Raw genomic sequence first — 18,150 nt, 5'->3', positions numbered from 1 at the left:
CCGGACGTCTGACCGGCTGCGTGGCGGTCCGGCGGGCCCCCGCACACGGGCGCGGTGCGGAGACCCGAAGCGGCGGAGGCCCGAAGCGGCCCCCGCACCGTCGTCGTGCCGACGCCGTGCCGTCTCAGGGAGCCGACGGAAGACCGGCCGGGAGGTCCGGTCCGACCGTGTGGCCCAGCAGGTGCAGCGGCCCCGCCGTCACCCCCGCGCGTTCCACGGCCTCCCAGTGGGCGAGGGCCGCCGCCCCGTCGACCAGGCCGTGCACCGGCGGCAGTCCGGGATCCGCCGCGTGCAGCAGGGACTCCACCCGGCAGGAGGCCAGCGTCCCCTTGAGCCACGGCTGGGCCAGGTAACCGGCGGCGGCCGCCGCCGGCAGGTCCTCGGCGATGTCCCGGACGAGGTCGCCGACGTGCAGGAGTCCGCCGCCCAGGACGAGCACGTCCCGGCGTTCGCGCATCCGGGCCAGCGCCCGGCCGGTGTCGAAGCAGTGCGGGAAGGAGTCGTCGACCACCACGGCCCCCGGCGCCAGCCGGTCCACGTCCAGCAGGGTCCCGGCACCGCTCACCGCCGTCACCAGCAGACCGGCGCCGTACACCGCGTCGGGCAGCGCGGGTCCGGACTCCAGCACCTCCACCGCACCGGCCAGACCATGCTCCCGCAGCCCGCGCGCCAGCCGCCGCAGCCGGGGCCCGCTGCCGGGCACGTCGCACAGCAGCAGGCGCCGTGGCGGCCCGGCGGCCCGGGAGAGCAGCAGCTCCAGGGACGAGGTGCCGATGGACCCCAGCCCGACGAACGCGACGTCGAGGCCGGTCAGGTCCCGCCCGGTGGCGTCGAGGGACGCCTGCACCGTCCGCACCACCGAGACGACCGTCGCCGCGTGCCCGGTCGTCACCGTCACCGCCGACGCCATCGGTTCGAAGTCCGCGGACCGCAGGACGTCGAAGCCGTAACCGGTCAGCGACGGGATCATCCCGGCCAGCGAGACGCACCGGGCTCCGAGCGAGGAGGCGTACGCCACCGCGCGGACGGTGTGCGCGACGAGCCCGGGATCCTGCGCCAACTCGTCGGAGAACAGCGGCACGCAGACGAAACCCGACCCGCCCAGGGGCGTGCGGGCCGTCTCCAGCAGACGCGGCGCTCCCTCGGGGAACAGCATCGCGCGCAGGTCGTCCCGCCGCAGGGCGCCCTCGGGCAGACCTGCCAGTTGCGCCAGATGGTCCGGCGCGGGCAGGTAGCCGACCAGCGCGGCGTCCATCGTTCCCCGTGCACCTGACGTTTCCCGGGGGCCTGGGATTCCCCGAGGGTCTGACATTCGCCGGGGAGTTGACGGGCGGTGTGCGGCGCGCGGGTGTACGGCCCGGACGAGCCGTTCCCGGAGCGCCCGCGCGAACTCCTCCAGCGCGGCGGCGGAGAAGGCCGCGCCGGCCCCCCGCACGCTCACGCGCAGCCCGGCGCCCTCCGGCCGGGCGGCCAGGAACACGTCCGTCGCCGACGGGGGCGGCGCGAACGCGCTGTCCCCGTCGTCCCAGGTCACGGTCAGCGACTGCCCGTGCGGAGCGGCCAGCACGGAGAAGTCGAGGAAGGTGAAGAAGAACTGCGACGTCAGCGGCAGCCCGTCGCCGTCGCGGGGCACGATGTCCTCGTGCCTGCGTGCCTCCTCCGCCTCCGCGACGACCCGGCGCAGGACGGCACCGAAGTCGTCCGCCGGTGCGCCGTCCCGCGCGACCGCCGGCCGTACGGGCGGCCGTACGGGCGGCCGTACGGGCACGGCGGTGGCGAACGGGCCGAAGATCCGGTGCACGTCGGGCAGCGGACGGTCACGGCCGCTCACCGCCAGGCCGACGATCAGATCCGCCCGACCCGTGAGATACGTCAACTGCTGGTGGTAGGCGGCCAGCAGCGGTGCGTACAGCGTCGCCCCCGCCTCGGCCGCCAGCGCCCGCAGCGCCGCCGTCGCCCCGGCGTCGAGCACGAACCCGGCCGACCGGAACGGTTCGGGGTCACGCCCCCAGGCGCCGGCGGCGCGCAGCACGGGCGGGCGATAGGGGGCGTCGAGCCGGGCCCGGCGCTCGGCCGCGCCCGGTGCGGCACCGGTGTCCGGCACGTCGCCGGTGTCCGCAGCGGACACCGGCAGCGCGTGGTCCCGGAAGGTCGCGCGCGGGGCGGGCAGGTCGACGGCGCGACCGGCCGCCAGACGGTCGTGGACCGCCGTCAGCTCCTGTACGAGGAGTGCGGCGCTGTATCCGTCGCCGATGAGGTGGTGCGCGTGCACCAGGAGGACGTGTTCGCGCTCGCCGAGGGTGAGGACCCGGAGCCGGAGCAGCGGCCAGGCCCAGGGTTCGAAGCGCCGCTCGGCCTCGGCCGCCGCGCGTTCGTCGACCTCGGCCGGGTCGGTGAGCGTCTCGAAGACGACCGGCAGCCGCAGCGAGGGCGGGAGTTCCTGCTGCACGGGCGGCCGGGCGCCGGCGGGGAAGACGGTACGCAGCATGCCGTGACGTTCCACCAGCAGGTCCACGGACGCCTGGAACACCTCCTGGTCGAGCGGGCCGGACAGCCGCAGCCGCGCCGGCCACGAACCGCCTCCTCCTGGTGAGAGCGCCTCGGCGAGCAGGAATCCGCGCTGGGCCGGTGTGACGGGGAAGGGGGCGGCACGGTCCGCGGTGCCGCTTGCCGTGGGTGCGGGGCGCCGTTCCGTGGCGGTCGCGTCCACCGCGGCGGCGAGCTTCGCGAGGGTGCGGTTGTCGTAGATCACGGTGGGGCGGGGCAGCGGTGCCCGGGTCTCACCGAGCCGTGCGAACACCTGGAGGACGAGCAGCGAGTCGCCACCCAGGTCGAAGAAGTCGTCTTCCGGGGAGACGGCGTCGAGGTCAAGCAACTCGGTCCAGATGAGGGCCAGTTGCTGCTCGGTCGGTGTGCTCGGTGTGCTTGGCGTGCTCGGCGTGCTCGGGGGCGTGGTCCCGCTGGTGGTCACCGCCGTGCCGGCGGGAAGGCCGGCGAGCGCGCGCCGGTCGACCTTGCCGGTGCCGGTGAGGGGCAGCTCGTCCAGCACGGTGATCCGCGCCGGGATCATGTACGGCGGCAGGAGACCGGCCAAGTGGCGTCGTACGAGCCGCGGTTCGGGCCGCCCGGCGCCCGGCCGGGCGGTGACGAACGCCAGCAGCCGTCCCTCGTGCGCGACGACCGAAGCCTGTGCGACACCGGGATGCGTCTGCAGGGCCGTCTCGACCTCTCCCGTCTCCACCCGGTTGCCGCGGATCTTGACCTGGCCGTCGATCCGGCCCAGGAATTCCAGGTCACCGTCCGTGCGGAGCCGGACCCGGTCGCCGCTGCGGTACCACCGCCGCCCGTCCCGCACGGTGAACGCCCGGGCGGTCAGCTCGGGTTCGCCCAGGTATCCGGGCGTCAGGCCGATTCCCGCGATCAGCAGTTCACCCGTCCCCTCGGTGCGGCCGAGGACGCCGTCCGCGCCGAGGACCGCCAGATCGGTGCCGGTGACCGGCCGTCCGATCGGCAGGGTCCGCACGTCGTCGGCCGGACGCGCCGTGATGACGTGGCAGGTGGCGTTGACGGTCGCCTCGGTGGGGCCGTACAGGTTGGCGATGCGCTGCCCGTCGCCGAACAGGTCGAACCACCGGCGTACGTACGCGGCGGGCAGGGCCTCGCCGCCCACGTGCACCCAGCGCAGCGCCGACAGGTCCGGCGGCCCCGCTCCCCGCCGCACCCGCTCCTCGGCGGCCGACAGCAACTGCTCCCACAGCGTCGGGACGGAACTCCACACGGTGATCCGGGCCCGTTCCGCGTACGCCAGCAGCAGTTCGGGATCCCGCAGCAACGTCCGCGGCACGGTCACCACGGTGCCGCCGACCAGCAGAGGCGCGAGCAACTGGCGCACCGAGGCGTCGAAGCACGGCGAGGCGGTCTGCGCCAAGCGGTCGCCGGGGCCGTAGCCGAACGTCCCGATGGCCCAGTCGAGGTAGTTCTCCATGGCCCGGTGGGTGAGGGGGACCGCTTTGGGGCGGCCCGTGGAACCCGAGGTGAAGATGACGTACGCGATCGCGTCGGCGCCGGCGCAGGTGTCGGGAACAGGCGCGGACGAGAGGTCGTCGGTCCGGGGGTCCGGCGCGCCGTCGGCACGTACCGTCCGTACTCCGTCGAGGGAGACGGCGGTGTCGAGCGTCGGCGCGTGACACACCACGGTGCGGACGTCCGCGCGCCGCAGCTGATCCGTCAGCCGGGCGGCCGGGTGCGTGCCGTCCAGCGGCACCCAGCCGGCTCCGGCACGCAGGATGCCGGTCAGGCCGACGACGGTGTCCGGGCCGGGCTCGGTGAGCAGTCCGACCAGTTCACCCGGGCGCACCCCGGCCGCACGCAGCCGCGTCGCCAGCAGGTGCGAGGCGTGGTCGAGCGCCGCGTAGGTGAGGGTCCTCGGCCCGCCCTCCACGGCGGTCGCGCCGGGCGTGGCACGGAACTGCCGCAGCAGCCGGCCGACCACCCCGCGCGGTGCGCCGGTCGCACGGGACGGCACGGGTGCCGAGAGGATGGCGGGAGCAGGCACGACGGCGGCAGGCACGGCGCCGGATGAGGGCATGGCGGCGGGCGAGGACACGGCGGGCGAAGGCACGGCGGGTGAGGGCACGGCGGGCGAAGGCACGGTCTGGGCCGGGGGCCCGCACAACGCGGCCAGTTCCTCCCGGTACCCGCTGTCCAGCCGCGCCACCGTCCGGGGTTCGAAGAGGGGCAGCGGGAAGTTCCACGACCAGCGCAGCGCCCCTCCGTCCGCCCAGCACAGCAGACTCAGCCGGGTCGCGGCCGATCCGGTGCCGGCCGCTTCGGCCCGTACCTCGACCGGGCAGTCGTCCGCCGTACGGGACGGGAAGCGGGCGAAGCTGAAGCCCGCCGGGCCCGCCGTGCGAGGGCCGCCACCGGGCAGCAGGGCGGCCAGGTCCAGGCTGCTCAGCCCGGCATGCCGTTCGCTCTCCAGCCAGGTGCGGCGCAGTCGTTGCGCCAGCGCCACGACCGGTTCGCCGGGGACCGTCCCACAGAGCAGGGGGAGGGTGTCGGCGAGCGGGCCGACGAGCCGGTCCACCCCGGGGAACCGCTCCTCACGCCGGGCACGGGCCACGTTGACCGCGACGTCCGGCCGCCCGGTCCACCGCGACAGACAGCGCACGTACGCGGCGAGCAGCAGGTGGAACAGGGACACGTCGTGCGCGGCGGCCAGCCGTTCGAGGCCGGCGGTGAGGGTCGCGTCGAGCGAGCCGTAGTGCTGCACGAGCGGGCCCGCCGGAGGCGCGTCGGGATCGCCGTCGTAGGGCAGCCGCGGCGGTTCACCCCGCCCGGCCCGGTGCGCGGCCAGACGCTCGGCCCAGTACCGGCGGTCGACGTCCGGGACGGCGCTGCCGGAGGAACGGGTGGTTGCCGCCACGTGAGCCACGTACGCCGCGAAGTCCGGCGCGTCCGGTACCGGCGCCGACGCCGGGCTCGGGTACTCGCCCCGCCACAGCAGGGTGTACGAGGACCACAGCTCCTCGGCCAGGACGTTCAGGCTGTACCCGTCGACCGCCGCGTGGTGCACCACCAGCAACAGGTGTGCGACGGAAGGTTCCTGACGGAGCAGCACGGCACGCACGGGAGGTTCCGCGGTCAGGTCGAAGGGACGGTTGCACAGCTCCGTCTCCAGGTCGGCCACCTGTCCGGCACCGCACGCGCGGACCTCGTACCAGGCCGACAGCGGAACGGCCGGTGCCAGGCGTTGCACCGGCCCCGCCGGTCCCGTGCCGGCGTCGTCGATCCGCAGGCGCAGCATGCCGTGCCGTTCGGCCAGGCCGGCCAGCGCCCGGCCGAGCACATGGGTGTCCAGCGGACCCCGGACCGTCATCCGCAGATGACCGCGGGCCGGGACACCGGGGTGCAGCCGGCTGCTGGTGTGCAGGGCCAGCTGTACGGGGGTGAGGGCGAAGGGAGCAGCCTGTCCCGGGGCGGGTACGGGAGCGGGCGCCGCGGCCTCCTCGGTGCCGGGGGACGGGGTGCCCTCCGCGTCCAGACGGGCGGCCAGTTCGCGCACGGTCCGGTACTCGAAGAAGAGCGTGGCCGGCAGGGACCGGCCCGTCCGGCGTTCGAGCCGCTTGACCAGGTCGACCGCGCCCAGCGAGTCCAGGCCGAGGGACAGGAACGGCGTGTCGCTGTCGACGCGGGACACCGGGACGCCCAGTGACTGCGCGAGCAACTCCCGCAGTACCTCGGCGATGCCGGACGTCGACACCGCCACCGCCCCGGACCGGGGCACGGCCGACGCTTCCTGCGGCAACGGCGTTCGTGGCGGGCCTGGTTGCGGCGGGCGCGGTCGTGAGGACGTACGGTCCGGCCGGACCGCCGTCAGGTCCGCGAGCACCAGTTGGGCGGCGCCGGTGCCACAGGCGGATCGCAGCGCCGCCAGTGCCGGTGCGGTCGCCAGTGGCCGGCCTCCGTCACGCGTGACGCCGGTGACGTGGGTGACGCCGGTGGAGGTGTCGGCGGCGAACGCGGCGGTGGCCAGGCCCGTCTCGGCGAACGGACCGAGGTTCACCGCCAGCCACGGCCGTCCCGCCTGCCGTTCGGCGGCGGCGAACGAGTCAAGGAACGCGTTCGCAGCCACGTAGGCACCGAGCGCCCCCGCGAGTCCCGGCAGGACCGAGGAGACGGAGGAGAAACGCCACGCACAGTCCGGGACCGCGGCCGTGCCTGTCGAACGCCTCGGCCAGCAGCACGGTGCCGAGCGTCTTCGCGCCCAGCGCCTCCATCGTCTCCTCCGCCTTCGTCCCGCGCAGGCTGCCGGGGCGGACCACCCCGGCCGCGTGGAAGACCGCGTCCGGCGCGGGCAGTGCGGCGACCAGCGCATCGACGTCGTCGTACGAGGTGAGGTCGGCCCGGTGGTAGCGGGCGTCGGCGCCGAGACCGGCGAGTTCCTCCAGCAGGCCGGCCGGTGGCTGCGGGGAACGGCCCGTGAGCCACAGCACCGGCCGGCCGCGGGCGGCGAGTTCCCGGGCCAGGGCGGAACCGAGGCCCCCGCCGCCCCCGGTGATCAGGAAGGTGCCGTCGGCGGGCAGTCGGCTCGGGTCTCCGGACAGCCGGCCCTGATCGCCGGGCAGCCGGTCGGGGGCGTCGAGCACGTCGGCCGTTTCCGGTGCGACGGTCCGCACCAGCCGCCGCCCGCCCCGCCAGGCGACGGCCCCGGCCGCCTGGGGTGCCGTCGCCTCGGCGAGGACGGCCAGGACGCGCTGCCCGGCGTCGTCGAGGGAGGAGAGGTCGACCCAGTTGGCCACCGCCCCGGCGGACTCCGACGGCACGGCGGCCGCCAGACCGCCCAGTACCGCCTGCACCGGGTTCGGCTGCTCACGGCCGTGCCCGGTCACCTGCGCGTCCTCGGTCACCACCAGCAGGCGGCCGGCCCCGGTCAGGTCGAACAGACCGAGGGCCTCGGAGAACGCCGTGACCAGCTCGTACTGGATCCGCTCGATCCTGTCGGACGTGCCACGAGCGGCGGGCCCGGCCAGCAGGACCACCGTCCGCGGACGGACGTCGGGGTCCGGGGCCACGGTCGTCCGTACGCCCCGGTCCGCGAGGCGCCGCGCGAGGTCGCGCACGGCGGCCGGGTCGGGGCCGGTCACCAGCACCGGTCCGCAGTCGCCCGGCGGCAGGGGCGCCGCCCGCCAGCCGACGCGGTGCAGCAGCCCGCGCTCCGCCGCCCCGGGCCAGAACCGGCGCCGCTGGTAGGGATACGGCGGCAGCGACACCCGCGGACGGCCCGCGCCCGCGTCCGCGTTCATGTCCGCGCCCGCGCCCGCGTCCGGTTCCACGTTCACGTCCGGTCCCGTTCCCGGTCCCGGGTCGGTACGGTCCAGCGCCGCACCGCGTGCCCACAAGTGCGCCACGGTCTCCATCAACTCGCGTGCCCCGCCCGGGACATCGTCCCGTGATGCTCCGGAGCGCCCGGGGCCGAGGGGCGCGGACAGGACGAGGACGTTCCTGCCGGTACCGTCCGCAGGTTCCCGCACGGCGGCGACGGCCCGTACGGGTCCGGCGAGGCTCTCGCGCGGGCCGAGTTCCACGAACGTGTCGTAGCCCTCGTCGAGCAGCCGTGCCGTCGCCCGCCCGAACAGCACGGGTCGCAGCGCGTGTTCGCGCAGGTGGTCCGGGTCCATGCGCGGCTGCCACTCGGCGGTGAGCGTGCTCATCACCGGGAGCCCGCCCGTCATGACCTCCAGCTTGCGGGCCGCGTCGGTCAGGTCCTGGGCGACCGGCTCCATCAGCGGCGAGTGGAAGGCGCGCGACACCTCCAGCGCCCGTACGGCCGCTCCGCGCGCGGCGAGTTCCCGCGCCGCCCGTTCGACGGCCTCGGGACCGCCGGACAGCACCAGCCGGCCGGGGCCGTTGCAGGCGGCGACGGCGAGCTCTCCGGGGGCCGCCGCGACCAGCGCCGCCACGGCCTCCTCGTCGGCTCCCCGTACCGCCACCATCGCGCCCTGCGGGGTCGACGTCCCCATGAGGCGCCCACGTTCCGCCGCGAACGTGAGCGTGTCGGTGAACGACAGCATCCCGCCGACGCACGCGGCGGCGAGTTCGCCGACGCTGTGCCCGAGGAGTGCGTCCGGCCGTATGCCCCAGGCCAGCAACTGCCGGGCGAGCGCCACCCCGTGGGCCACCAGCAGCGGCTGTGCCACCTCCGTCGCGGCCTGCGCCCGCGCGTCCACCTCGCTGTCGGCACACCAGGCCGTCAGCGTGCGTCCGTGCACCGCGCCGACGTGGGCCGAGGCCTCGTCGAGCGTGTCGCGGTACACCGGGGCCGTCGCGTACAGCGCACGCCCCTGCCCCGGCCGCAGGGCCCCCTGGCCCGGGAACACGAAGACGGTCCGCGGCCGGCTCGTCACCGTGCCGCCGGCCACGCCCGGCGGTCGGCCGCCGCCGGGAGCGGTGGCGGTGGCCGCGGCCAGGCGTTCCGGCAGGTCGCCGTCGGCCACCACGGCCAGGCGGTGCGGGCCCTCGTCCCGGGCGGTCGCCGCCGCCCGGCACACGTCACCCTCGGCCAGCTCCGGGTGCGCGTGGAGATGGCCGAGGAGACGGGCCGCCCAGGCGTCCAGACCGGCCGCGCTGTTCGCCGACAGGGTCAGCAGGTGCGGTCCGCCGACGCCGGCCCGCCGGCCGTGCGCCGCCGGTGGCGGGGCCTGTTCCAGTACGGCGTGCGCGTTGGTGCCGCCGAAGCCGAAGGCGTTGACCCCGGCCCTGCGTGGGCCGGACGGGCCGGTGGAGGGCCAGGCCCCGGCCTCGGTGACCAGCGCGAACCCGGAGCGTTCGACGGCGGGCGAGGGCGGCGTGTGGTGCAGGGAGGCGGGCAGCCGGCCGTGCCGCAGTGCCAGCACCACCTTCACCAGCGAGGGCAGCGCGGCCGCGTTGAGCAGGTGGCCGACGTTCGTCTTCACCGAGCCGAGCAGCCGGGGCCGGCCGTCCTCGCGCGGGGGGAAGGCATGCGCCAGGGACCGCAGTTCGACGGGGTCGCCGACTGCCGTGCCCGTGCCGTGCGCCTCGACGTACGTCACCGAGGCCGGATCGACGCCGCAGCCCTCGTACGCGCGAGTGATCACCTCGCGCTGCCGCAGCGGGTTCGGTGCCATCAGGCTCAGCGAGGTGCCGTCGTTGTTGACGGCGGTGCCCCGCACGAGCGCGAGTACGTCGTCGCCGTCCCGGCGGCTGTCCGCCAGGCGCCGCAGGACGAGGGCCGCTCCGCCCTCGCCGGGGACGAACCCGTCGGCGGCCGTGCTGAACGCGCGGCCGCGTCCGGTGGGGGAGAGGGCCTGTGCGGCTTCCAGCGCCTGGTACCCGTCCGGGGTCAGATGCAGGTTGACCCCGCCGACGACGGCGATGTCGCATTCGCCGTCCGCGAGACTGCGGCGGGCCAGATGCAGTGCGACCAGGCCCGACGAGCAGGCGGTGTCGACGGCGAGCGCGGGCCCGTCCAGGTCGAGGCAGTGCGAGACCCGGGCGGCGACGAGGTTGGGGAGGTTGCCCGTCAGGGTCGCCGCGGACGGGAGCGGGGCGGGGGAGGCGCCGGCGAGGACCCGGCGGTAGCCGCTGTCCCCGACGGCGGCGAAGACGCCGACGCGCAGGCCGCGGCGGCGGGGTCCGGCGTAACCGGCCCGTTCCAGGGCCTCGTGGGCGAGTTCGAGGAAGATCCGGGCCTGCGGGTCCAGGGCGCGGGCCTCCTCGTCACCGATGCCGAAATGGCCGGCGTCGAAGGCGGCCGGGTCGTCCAGGAAGGCGCCCCAGCGGCCGGTGGAGGGGGCGAGCGGCGGTCCGTCCGTCCCCTCCCCGGGCAGTCCGGTGCCCCAACGGTCCGTCGGGACCTCGGTGACGAGGTCCCGTCCGGCCGTCAGCAGTTCCCAGAACTCCTCCGGCGTGCTCGCGCCGGGGAACCGGCAGGCCATCGCGACGACCGCCGTCGCGGACGGGTCGGCGGTCGGCACGGGCGCTCCCGTCGCGGGCGCTCCTGACGGTGACGCTCCCGTCGAGGACGCTCCCGACGGTCCGCCCGCGGCGCGGCCCGCCCGGTCGCCTGTCCGGAACGGCTCGCTGCCGGCGGCGACCGGCGGGCGGGCGGATGACGGCGGTGCCGCACTCGCCGCCGTGTCCGCCTCCACGGCCGCCAGCAGGTGATCGGTGAGCGCGGCGACGGTGTCGTCGCGCATCACGGCGGGACCCAGCGTGACGCCGAGGGCCTCTTCCAGTTCGGCCAGCGCCTCCATGGCCTTCAGCGACGTGCCGCCCAGCTCGCGGAACCGGTCCCGGTCACCGAAGGACGCCTCGGGCAGCCCCAGCACGCTGCTCCAGACACCGCGTACCACCAGCCGCACGTCACCGCGCGAGCGAGGCACGGCGGCCCCGCGCCCGTCCGGCACACGGGGGGCGGGACCCGGTGCGGGAGCGGCGGCGTGCGTTCCGGACGACACGGCGGAGTCGTACGCGCCCTCCTCGAACCGCGTCCGCATCCGCTGCCGCTGCACCTTCCCGCTCGTGGTGCGCGGGAACGCCGACGGCGGCAGCGCGAGCACCCGTACGTCGTCGTGGCCCAGCGCGGTACGCACCCGCCGCGCGACCCCGTCGAGGACCGGTCCCGCGTCCCGGGGCGGCCGGGCCCACGGCACGAGGACCACCACCCGCTCGCCGCCGGTCACCGGGTCCGTGGAGCCGACCACCACCGGACTGCCCGGCGGCAGCCCGGGACTCGTGCTCGCCACCTCCTCCGTGTCCGGGGCGTGGAAGGTACGGCCGTTCAGGAAGAGGACGTCCTTGTGGCGGCCGCTGACGCACAGCCGGCCGTCCCGCAGGAACCCCAGGTCCCCGGTCCGCAGCCAGCCGTCGGCGAAGGATAGCGCCGTCTCCCGTGGCAGCCGGTGGTAGCCGCGGGCGATCTGCGGACCGCGTACCTCGATGTGCCCCACCCGCCGGTCGCCCAGCGGCCGGCGGGCGTCGTCGGTGATCCGCACCGAACAGCCCGGCACGGGCAGCCCCACGTCCATCACTTCCACGACGCCACCGTGCGCCGCACACTCCACGACGCCACCGTGCGCCGCACACTCCACGACGCCACCGTGCGCCGGGCACTGCGCGCCGTCACCGTGCGCCGCACACGCCGCGGCATCGCCGTCCGCCGTGCGTTCCACGGCCACGCCCCGGCTGAGCGCCGCCCGTTCCAGGACCACGGGAACCGCCACCTCGCCCAGGGGAGGGCACGTGACGCTCAAGGTCGCCTCGGCCAGCCCGTACACGGGGGTCGCCGCCCGCGGGTCCAGCCCCGCCGGCCGCATCCTGGCGGTGAAGTCCCGCCACACCGTCGCGGAGATCGGTTCGGCCCCCACCATGAGGAGCCGCACCGCACCGAGGTCCAGTGCGGCGATGACCTCGCGCGGAACACGGCGGACGGTCAGGGCGAGCGCGAAGTTGGCGGCCGACAGGACCGTGGCCCGGTGCCGGGCGGCCACGTCCAGCCACAGCCGCGGGCGCTTCGCGAACGACAGCGGTCCGATCTTCACCTGCTTCATCCGCGCGGCCAGCGGCGCCAGATGCGTGCCGATGAGGCCCATGTCGTGGAAGTACGGCATCCAGCTGACCATGACGTCCTGCTCGCGGAGAGCCGAAACGGCGATCATCTGCCGCAGGTTGGCCACCACGGTCCCATGGGGCAGTTCCACGCCTTTGGGCGCACCGGTACTGCCGGACGAGAACTGCAGGAACGCCAGGTCGTCGGGGGCCGGTACGGCGGGGACGGCCGGGGTACGGCACTCCCGCAACGTCTCGAGCCGCAACACCCGTACAGGACCGGGCAGTTCGTCGGCCACCCCCGCGCACGCGGCGTCCGCCACGACCGGCGGGCGCCCGAGGTGCTCCCACACGGGCCCGACGCGCCGCGCGTCGGGAGCGAGCGGCACCGGCACCAGACCGGCCGCCAGCGCGCCCCAGAACATGGGCTGGAAATCCTCACTGCGGTCCGCGAGCAGCGGCACACAGGTACCGGGCGTGATCCCGGCCGCGCGGAAGCCGCCCGCGACGCGCAGGGACTCGTCGAGGAGCTGCCGGAAGGTGACGGTCACCTCGCTGCCGTCGCCGCGGACATGGACGACGACTTGTCCGGGTGCCCGGCGGGCCGCGTCCAGCAGTACGTCCAGGAGCGTTTCAGGAGGAGTCATGAGTCCGTTCGATCTTGCGTGGGCCTGAATCGTGCGTGTGCGTGTGTGCCGAAGGGGAGGCGGCGCGCTGCGGGAAGCCCAAGTATCGAGTACGAGGAGGACGTGAGCCCTGCCGGGGACGGCCGAGGACGCGGACGCGGAAACGAGTTCGGCCCTGCCTGTAAGAAGTGGGCCGCCGCGCGCACTGCTCGGTATGAGAGGCGACATGAGGGGCGACACGAGGGGCGGCGCATGACACACGCCCAACGGTTCCGCGACATCTACGAGGAGTGCTGTCCGCGCGGGACAGCGGTGCCGGGACCGGCGGCGGGCGCACGGCCCACGTGCTGCGGCAGGCCGCCGGTTTCGTCTTCCCCGGCACTGTGTGGACACCGCTGGGAAGGGTCGAACAGCGGCTGGTCGTGGACCCGTCCACCGGCGCGATGCTCGCTGAGCAGACCGTACTGGTCGAACCGTCGGCCAGGGCCGAGAAGGCGGGTCCGGCCGCGGGCACGACCGTGAACTGCACGGTGACGACGCGGACGGGCCGGGGCGAGAGCCGGATCCCGGTGCCGGAGAACGCGCGGCACTAAGCGTGAGGGGCGCGCGGAACACCCGCGACCACCGTGACGTGTCGTCCTTCGTCGGAGCCACCCCGAAAAGCCCTACTTCAGTTCGTCCTCCTTGTACCATCCGCCTCCTACGAGCACCGCTTCGTAGTTCGACCTGTCGACGCTGACCGGCTGCAGCAGGTACGCGGGGACCACCTTGACGCGGTTGTCGTAGCTCTTCGTGTCGTTGATCGGCGGCTTTTTCCCCTTGAGTTCGGCGTCGACCATTCCAGCGGTCACCTTGGCGAGTTTCCTGAGATCCTTGTACACGGTCTGTGTCTGCTCGCCGGCGATGATTGACTTGGTCGAGGCCAGTTCGGCGTCCTGGCCGGTGATGACCGGCCAGGGCTTGGCCTCGGAGCCGTAGGCGTCGGACTTCAGCGCCGATATGATGCCGATGGATATCCCGTCGTACGGCGAGAGGATCGCGTCGATCTTCCTGCTCTTGTACGACGAGGTGAGAATGTCTTCCATGCGTTTCTGCGCGGTCGCGCCGTCCCACCGCAGAGTGGTGATGCGATTCAGCTCGGTCTGTCCGGACCTGACGACGAGCTGCTTGCTGTCGAGATAGGGCTGCAGAATCTTCATCGCGCCTCTGAAGAAATAGCGCGTGTTGTTGTCGTCGTTGGAGCCCGCGAACAGTTCGATGTTGAAGGGGCCCTTCGTGGAGCCCTTCTCCAGTCCGAGCTTCTTGACGATGTAGCCGCCCTGCATCTCGCCGACCCTCTCGTTGTCGAACGAGGCGTAGTAGTCGACGTTCTTCGTGCCCAGGATGAGGCGGTCGTAGGCGATCACCGGTACGTCCGCATCGGCGGCCTGCTGGACGACGTTGTTCAGCGACTTGTTGTCGATCGCCGCGATGACCAGCGCCTTGACGCCCTGTGTGATGAGGTTTTCGATCTGCGAGACCTGCTGATCGGGATCGTCCTCCCCGAAGACCAGTTTGACCTTGTACCCTTTTGCCTCCAGCTCCTTCTTGACGTTCGCCCCGTCGGCGATCCAGCGCTCGGAAGACTTCGTCGGCATGGCGATGCCGATGGTGGCGCCCTCGGTTTTCTCGTCGTCACCGTCGCCGTTCTGCCCGCAAGCGGATAAGGCCAGGACGAGAAGTGCGGCGGGAGCCATTCTGTAAACTTTCACTTCGCCCATTCCTGTTCGATATATCGACAGCCGTTCGAAATCTGACGCGGACTCTAGGAGGGGGCGTCAGAGGTGTCAACGGAATGGACGGTAATCGTTGAACGGGCCACAACCTGGTGAGCGGGCGTGCCGGCACACTCTTCTCGCTGCCGGACCTCCCCGGACTGTTTCAGGGCCCTCGTCACGCGTCACGTCACGGATGGAACCGCCACCGGCCCTCGGAGACGACGTCCACCTTGCCGTCCCTGACGCGGACGGCCGTCTCGTCGTCGATGAAGTAGATCGGGAAGTCCGCCCGCGCGGTGATGCGATCGGCCCAGGCGTCGTCCCGCTCGGGGAAGTCCGGCGAGTACAGGTGGGGCTTGAGATACCAGTCGAAGAGGCCGAACGGCGGCTCCACGGTCGTCGCGCCGAGCACATGGAGGTCGGCGGTGTCCCCGATGACGTCGGCGGAGTGTTCGGTGAGATTGCGGCTGAACATCATCGATCCGGCGCTGAACCCCACGTAGACCCGGCTCTCCAGCGCCTCCAGGAATCCGTCGGCCAGGCCGTTGCCGGTGATGCTGCGCGCGAGGTGGTAGTGGCTGCCGCCCGAGACATGGACGACGTCCGCGTGGAGCAGCCGGTCGAGCACCATCTGCCGGGGCAGGCCGTTCAGCTCCAGGACGTCGAACTCCCGCCAGCCGAGGCCGTGCAGCCGGTTCATGTCCTCGAGAACCCATCCGTGGTCCCCGGGCTCGGCGACCGACGCCGTGGGAACGTACACGACGTTCGCCGAACCGAACGGCTTTCCCAGCATGTCCCGCAGTGCCTCGCGCAGTGTCTCGTTGCGCAGGCCGCTCGCCGTCAGCAGAAAGTTCATCGGGCGAGCCAAGCACGGCTGACGGGCACGCGCAAACGAACCCGGAATCCCCCGTACCGCCATGGCGCGGCCGCATCGGGAAGCGGCCGGTCGGTGTTTTCGCAAGGGCCGTACGGCCCTGGCTCAGGGGCGTACGACTCTGGGACGGGTGGGCGGACAGGGGCAGAATCTCGGCACAGTCCGCGGTCGGCCGTGCCCGTGTCCCGTGCAGCCACCCGCGGCGATCCTCGCATCGAGAGAGAGCGGCCGAACGTGACCGGTGTCGCAGTGCGTTCCGCCGACGAGCCGCGGCCACGCGGAAACACTCCCGCGGTCCCGCCGCCGTGCGGGGCGACGCCATGAGCGCCGACGAGGCCGTGAGTTCCGGAACCGGCGCGCACCTGGTGGTACTGAGCAGAGGGGAAGCGCTGCGGCTTCTGGCGAGTGTGTCCCTGGGGCGGGTCGGTTTCACCCAGCAGGCGTTGCCCGCCATCCGGCCCGTCAACCACCTGGTCGACCGGGGCGTCGTCGTCATCCGCACCCACTCGGGGTCCGCCCTGCTGAATCACTCCCTGCGCTCGGAGGTGGTGGCGTACGAGGCGGACGACATCGACCCGGCCACGCACACCGGTTGGAGCGTGGTGGTGACCGGAGTGGCCACACGGGTCACCGGCGCCGAGGAACTGGCCCGCTACCAGCGTCTGCTGACGCCCTGGTCCGGCGCGGCCGCGGGAGACGTCGTACGCATCGAGCCGGAACTCGTCACCGGGTACCGCCTGACGACGACACCCTGACCGGGGCGCACCGCGGCGTGCGGGTGTGCGCCGGCCGTCCTTCGGGGCCGCTCTCCGGCGGGGCGGGACCGGTGGCCCCTCACCGACCACCACGACGCCGTTCGACATGGTGGTACGCAACGACCTCGACCGGTACCGCCTGGTGATGGACGTCATCGACCGCGTCCCCGGTCTCGCGGTACGGGCCGCCGCCGTACGCCGGTCCATGGAGGACGCCCGGCTGCGCCACCACGACCGGATCCGCGAGCACGGCACCGACCTGCCCGAGATCGCCGACTGGGCGTGGGACGGCTGAACAGCCCTTCCCCGCAGGGACGTTCGGCCCTGTTCCCCGGGCCCCACAGCCCCTGCGTTCCCCGTTCCCGACGCGGGACATTGATGACGCAACGAAAGACATCGAGAACCCCGGGCACCACCCCTGGAAGGAACGAACATCATGGCAGTCCACGACCACCCCCGACAGCACCGGGGATTCCGCCTCCCGTCCCTGCGCGGGAACGGGACGGCTCCTGTGGCAGCCGGCACGACCGTCGCGACGGCGACCGCGACGACGGCGTACGCCCTCGCCGGGTTGCGGCTGCTGACGGGTTTCGTCTTCCTGTGGGCGTTCCTCGACAAGGCGTTCGGCTTCGGTTACGCGACCGGCTCCGGCAAGGCCTGGATCGACGGCGGTTCGCCGACCAGGGGTTTCCTCAGTGGTGTGGCGGCCGGGCCGATGGAGTCCACGTTCCATGACTGGGCGGGCGCGGCCTGGGCGGACTGGCTGTTCATGCTGGGTCTGCTGGGCGTCGGTCTCGCGCTGGTCAGCGGGATCGCGCTGCGGCTCGCGGCGGTGGCGGGCACCCTGATGATGGCGTTCATGTGGATCGCCGAGTGGCCGCCGGCCAAGCACCTGTCCGACGGTTCGCCGAGCATGTCGCCCAACCCGTTCGTCGACTACCACCTCGTCTACGCCGTGGTCCTGATCGCTCTGGCGGCGCTGGGCGCGGGCACCGTATGGGGACTGGGCACGGTGTGGGCACGGCTGCCGCTCGTCAGCCGCAACCGCTGGCTCACCTGACCTCCGCAGCACCGCAGGGGGCACCGCCGTAACCGCGGCGGTGCCCCTCTACGCGTGTGACACGCAGGACCGTACGGGAGGCGGAACAGGGCCGACCGGCCCTGGCCTTTCGAGCGGTGAGCGGGAAGGATCCCGATGGACGAGGCCGACACCGTCCCTCACCGGACACCGGCGCGGACCGCAGGGCAGGGAGCGTCTCATGGCGGACAGCGAGCAGGTCGGTGGCCCCGGCGGACCGATCCGGGTCTTCCTGCTGGACGACCACGAGGTGGTTCGGCGCGGAGTACGTGACCTGCTGGACGACGAACCGGACATCACCGTGGTCGGCGAGGCCGGCACCGTGGAGCAGGCCCTGGTGCGCGTGCCCGCGCTGCGGCCGCAGGTCGCCGTCCTCGACGTCCGCCTGCCCGACGGCGACGGCGTGACCGTGTGCCGGGAACTGCGTTCCCGGATGCCGGAACTGCTCTGCCTGATGCTCACCTCGTTCGACGACGAGGAGGCTCTGCTCGACTCGATCATGGCCGGGGCGTCGGGGTACGTGCTGAAGCAGATCCAGGGCACGGACCTCGTGTCGGCCGTCCGCACGGTGGCCCGGGGCCAGTCGCTGCTCGACCCCAGCGCCGCCACCAGCCTGATGGCCCGGCTGCGCAAGGACCAGCAGCGGGAGGAGGAGCCCGACGCGCTGCCGGGCCTGACCGACCGGGAGCGGGAGATCCTCAAGCTGATCGGTGAAGGACTGACCAACCGGCAGATCGGCCAGCGGCTCTACCTCGCCGAGAAGACGGTCAAGAACCACATCTCCCGCCTGCTGGCCAAACTCGGCGTCGAACGGCGCATCCAGGCCGCCGTCATCGCCACCCACGCCGAGGACCGCCTTCGGCCGGGCCGCTGACACCGGCGAGCGCCGGCGAAGCCGCTGCCGCTGCCGCTGCCACGGCCTGATCCTCTACCGCCTCCTGCGCCGGAGCGTTAGTGTGACGCGTGACCACCATGGTCGGCAGTCGACACC

6 protein-coding genes and 2 pseudogenes are annotated in these 18,150 nt (G+C 73.6%); 5 read left to right on the top strand and 3 right to left on the bottom strand.

Annotated elements, in window-relative coordinates:
• Positions 1-124: 124 nt before the first annotated feature.
• Positions 125-12,716: pseudogene (locus tag QFZ75_RS08515) on the bottom strand (amino acid adenylation domain-containing protein).
• Between the two features lie 269 nt (positions 12,717-12,985).
• On the opposite strand from QFZ75_RS08515, the gene QFZ75_RS08510 reads away from it, so the two are divergent.
• Complete coding sequence (locus tag QFZ75_RS08510; RefSeq protein WP_307535191.1) at positions 12,986-13,288, top strand: hypothetical protein; 303 nt, start codon at positions 12,986-12,988, stop codon at positions 13,286-13,288.
• A 72-nt stretch (positions 13,289-13,360) separates the two neighbouring features.
• Here the strand turns inward: QFZ75_RS08510 and chvE are convergent, their stop codons facing one another.
• Together chvE and QFZ75_RS08500 are read right to left on the bottom strand one after the other, a co-directional pair.
• Positions 13,361-14,431, bottom strand: coding sequence for a multiple monosaccharide ABC transporter substrate-binding protein (gene chvE, locus QFZ75_RS08505; protein ID WP_307544317.1), 1,071 nt, complete (start codon positions 14,429-14,431; stop codon positions 13,361-13,363).
• Positions 14,432-14,639: 208 nt separating this feature from the next.
• Positions 14,640-15,308 (bottom strand): Type 1 glutamine amidotransferase-like domain-containing protein, encoded by a 669-nt coding sequence (locus QFZ75_RS08500; protein WP_307535190.1) that lies wholly within the window; start codon positions 15,306-15,308, stop codon positions 14,640-14,642.
• A 338-nt stretch (positions 15,309-15,646) separates the two neighbouring features.
• Here QFZ75_RS08500 and QFZ75_RS08495 point away from each other — a divergent pair, with 338 nt between their 5' ends.
• The 4 genes and pseudogenes from QFZ75_RS08495 to QFZ75_RS08480 all read left to right on the top strand — a co-directional run bounded on the left by QFZ75_RS08495 (position 15,647) and on the right by QFZ75_RS08480 (position 18,033).
• The gene (locus tag QFZ75_RS08495; protein ID WP_307535188.1) at positions 15,647-16,081 is read left to right on the top strand and encodes a pyridoxamine 5'-phosphate oxidase family protein; all 435 of its coding nucleotides are present in this window, start codon (positions 15,647-15,649) and stop codon (positions 16,079-16,081) included.
• Between the two features lie 85 nt (positions 16,082-16,166).
• Positions 16,167-16,376: pseudogene (locus tag QFZ75_RS08490) on the top strand (hypothetical protein); the annotation flags it as partial.
• Between the two features lie 141 nt (positions 16,377-16,517).
• A complete protein-coding gene (locus tag QFZ75_RS08485; RefSeq protein WP_307535184.1) occupies positions 16,518-17,141 on the top strand; it encodes a hypothetical protein in 624 nt (207 codons plus the stop codon).
• Between the two features lie 199 nt (positions 17,142-17,340).
• Positions 17,341-18,033 (top strand): response regulator transcription factor, encoded by a 693-nt coding sequence (locus QFZ75_RS08480; protein WP_307535183.1) that lies wholly within the window; start codon positions 17,341-17,343, stop codon positions 18,031-18,033.
• Positions 18,034-18,150: the final 117 nt, after the last annotated feature.

Origin of the sequence: Streptomyces sp. V3I8, assembly GCF_030817535.1 — a bacterium.
Classification (GTDB): Bacteria; Actinomycetota; Actinomycetes; order Streptomycetales; family Streptomycetaceae; genus Streptomyces.
Note: the sequence above shows the minus strand (reverse complement) of the source record. Positions and strands in the feature narration are given on the sequence as shown.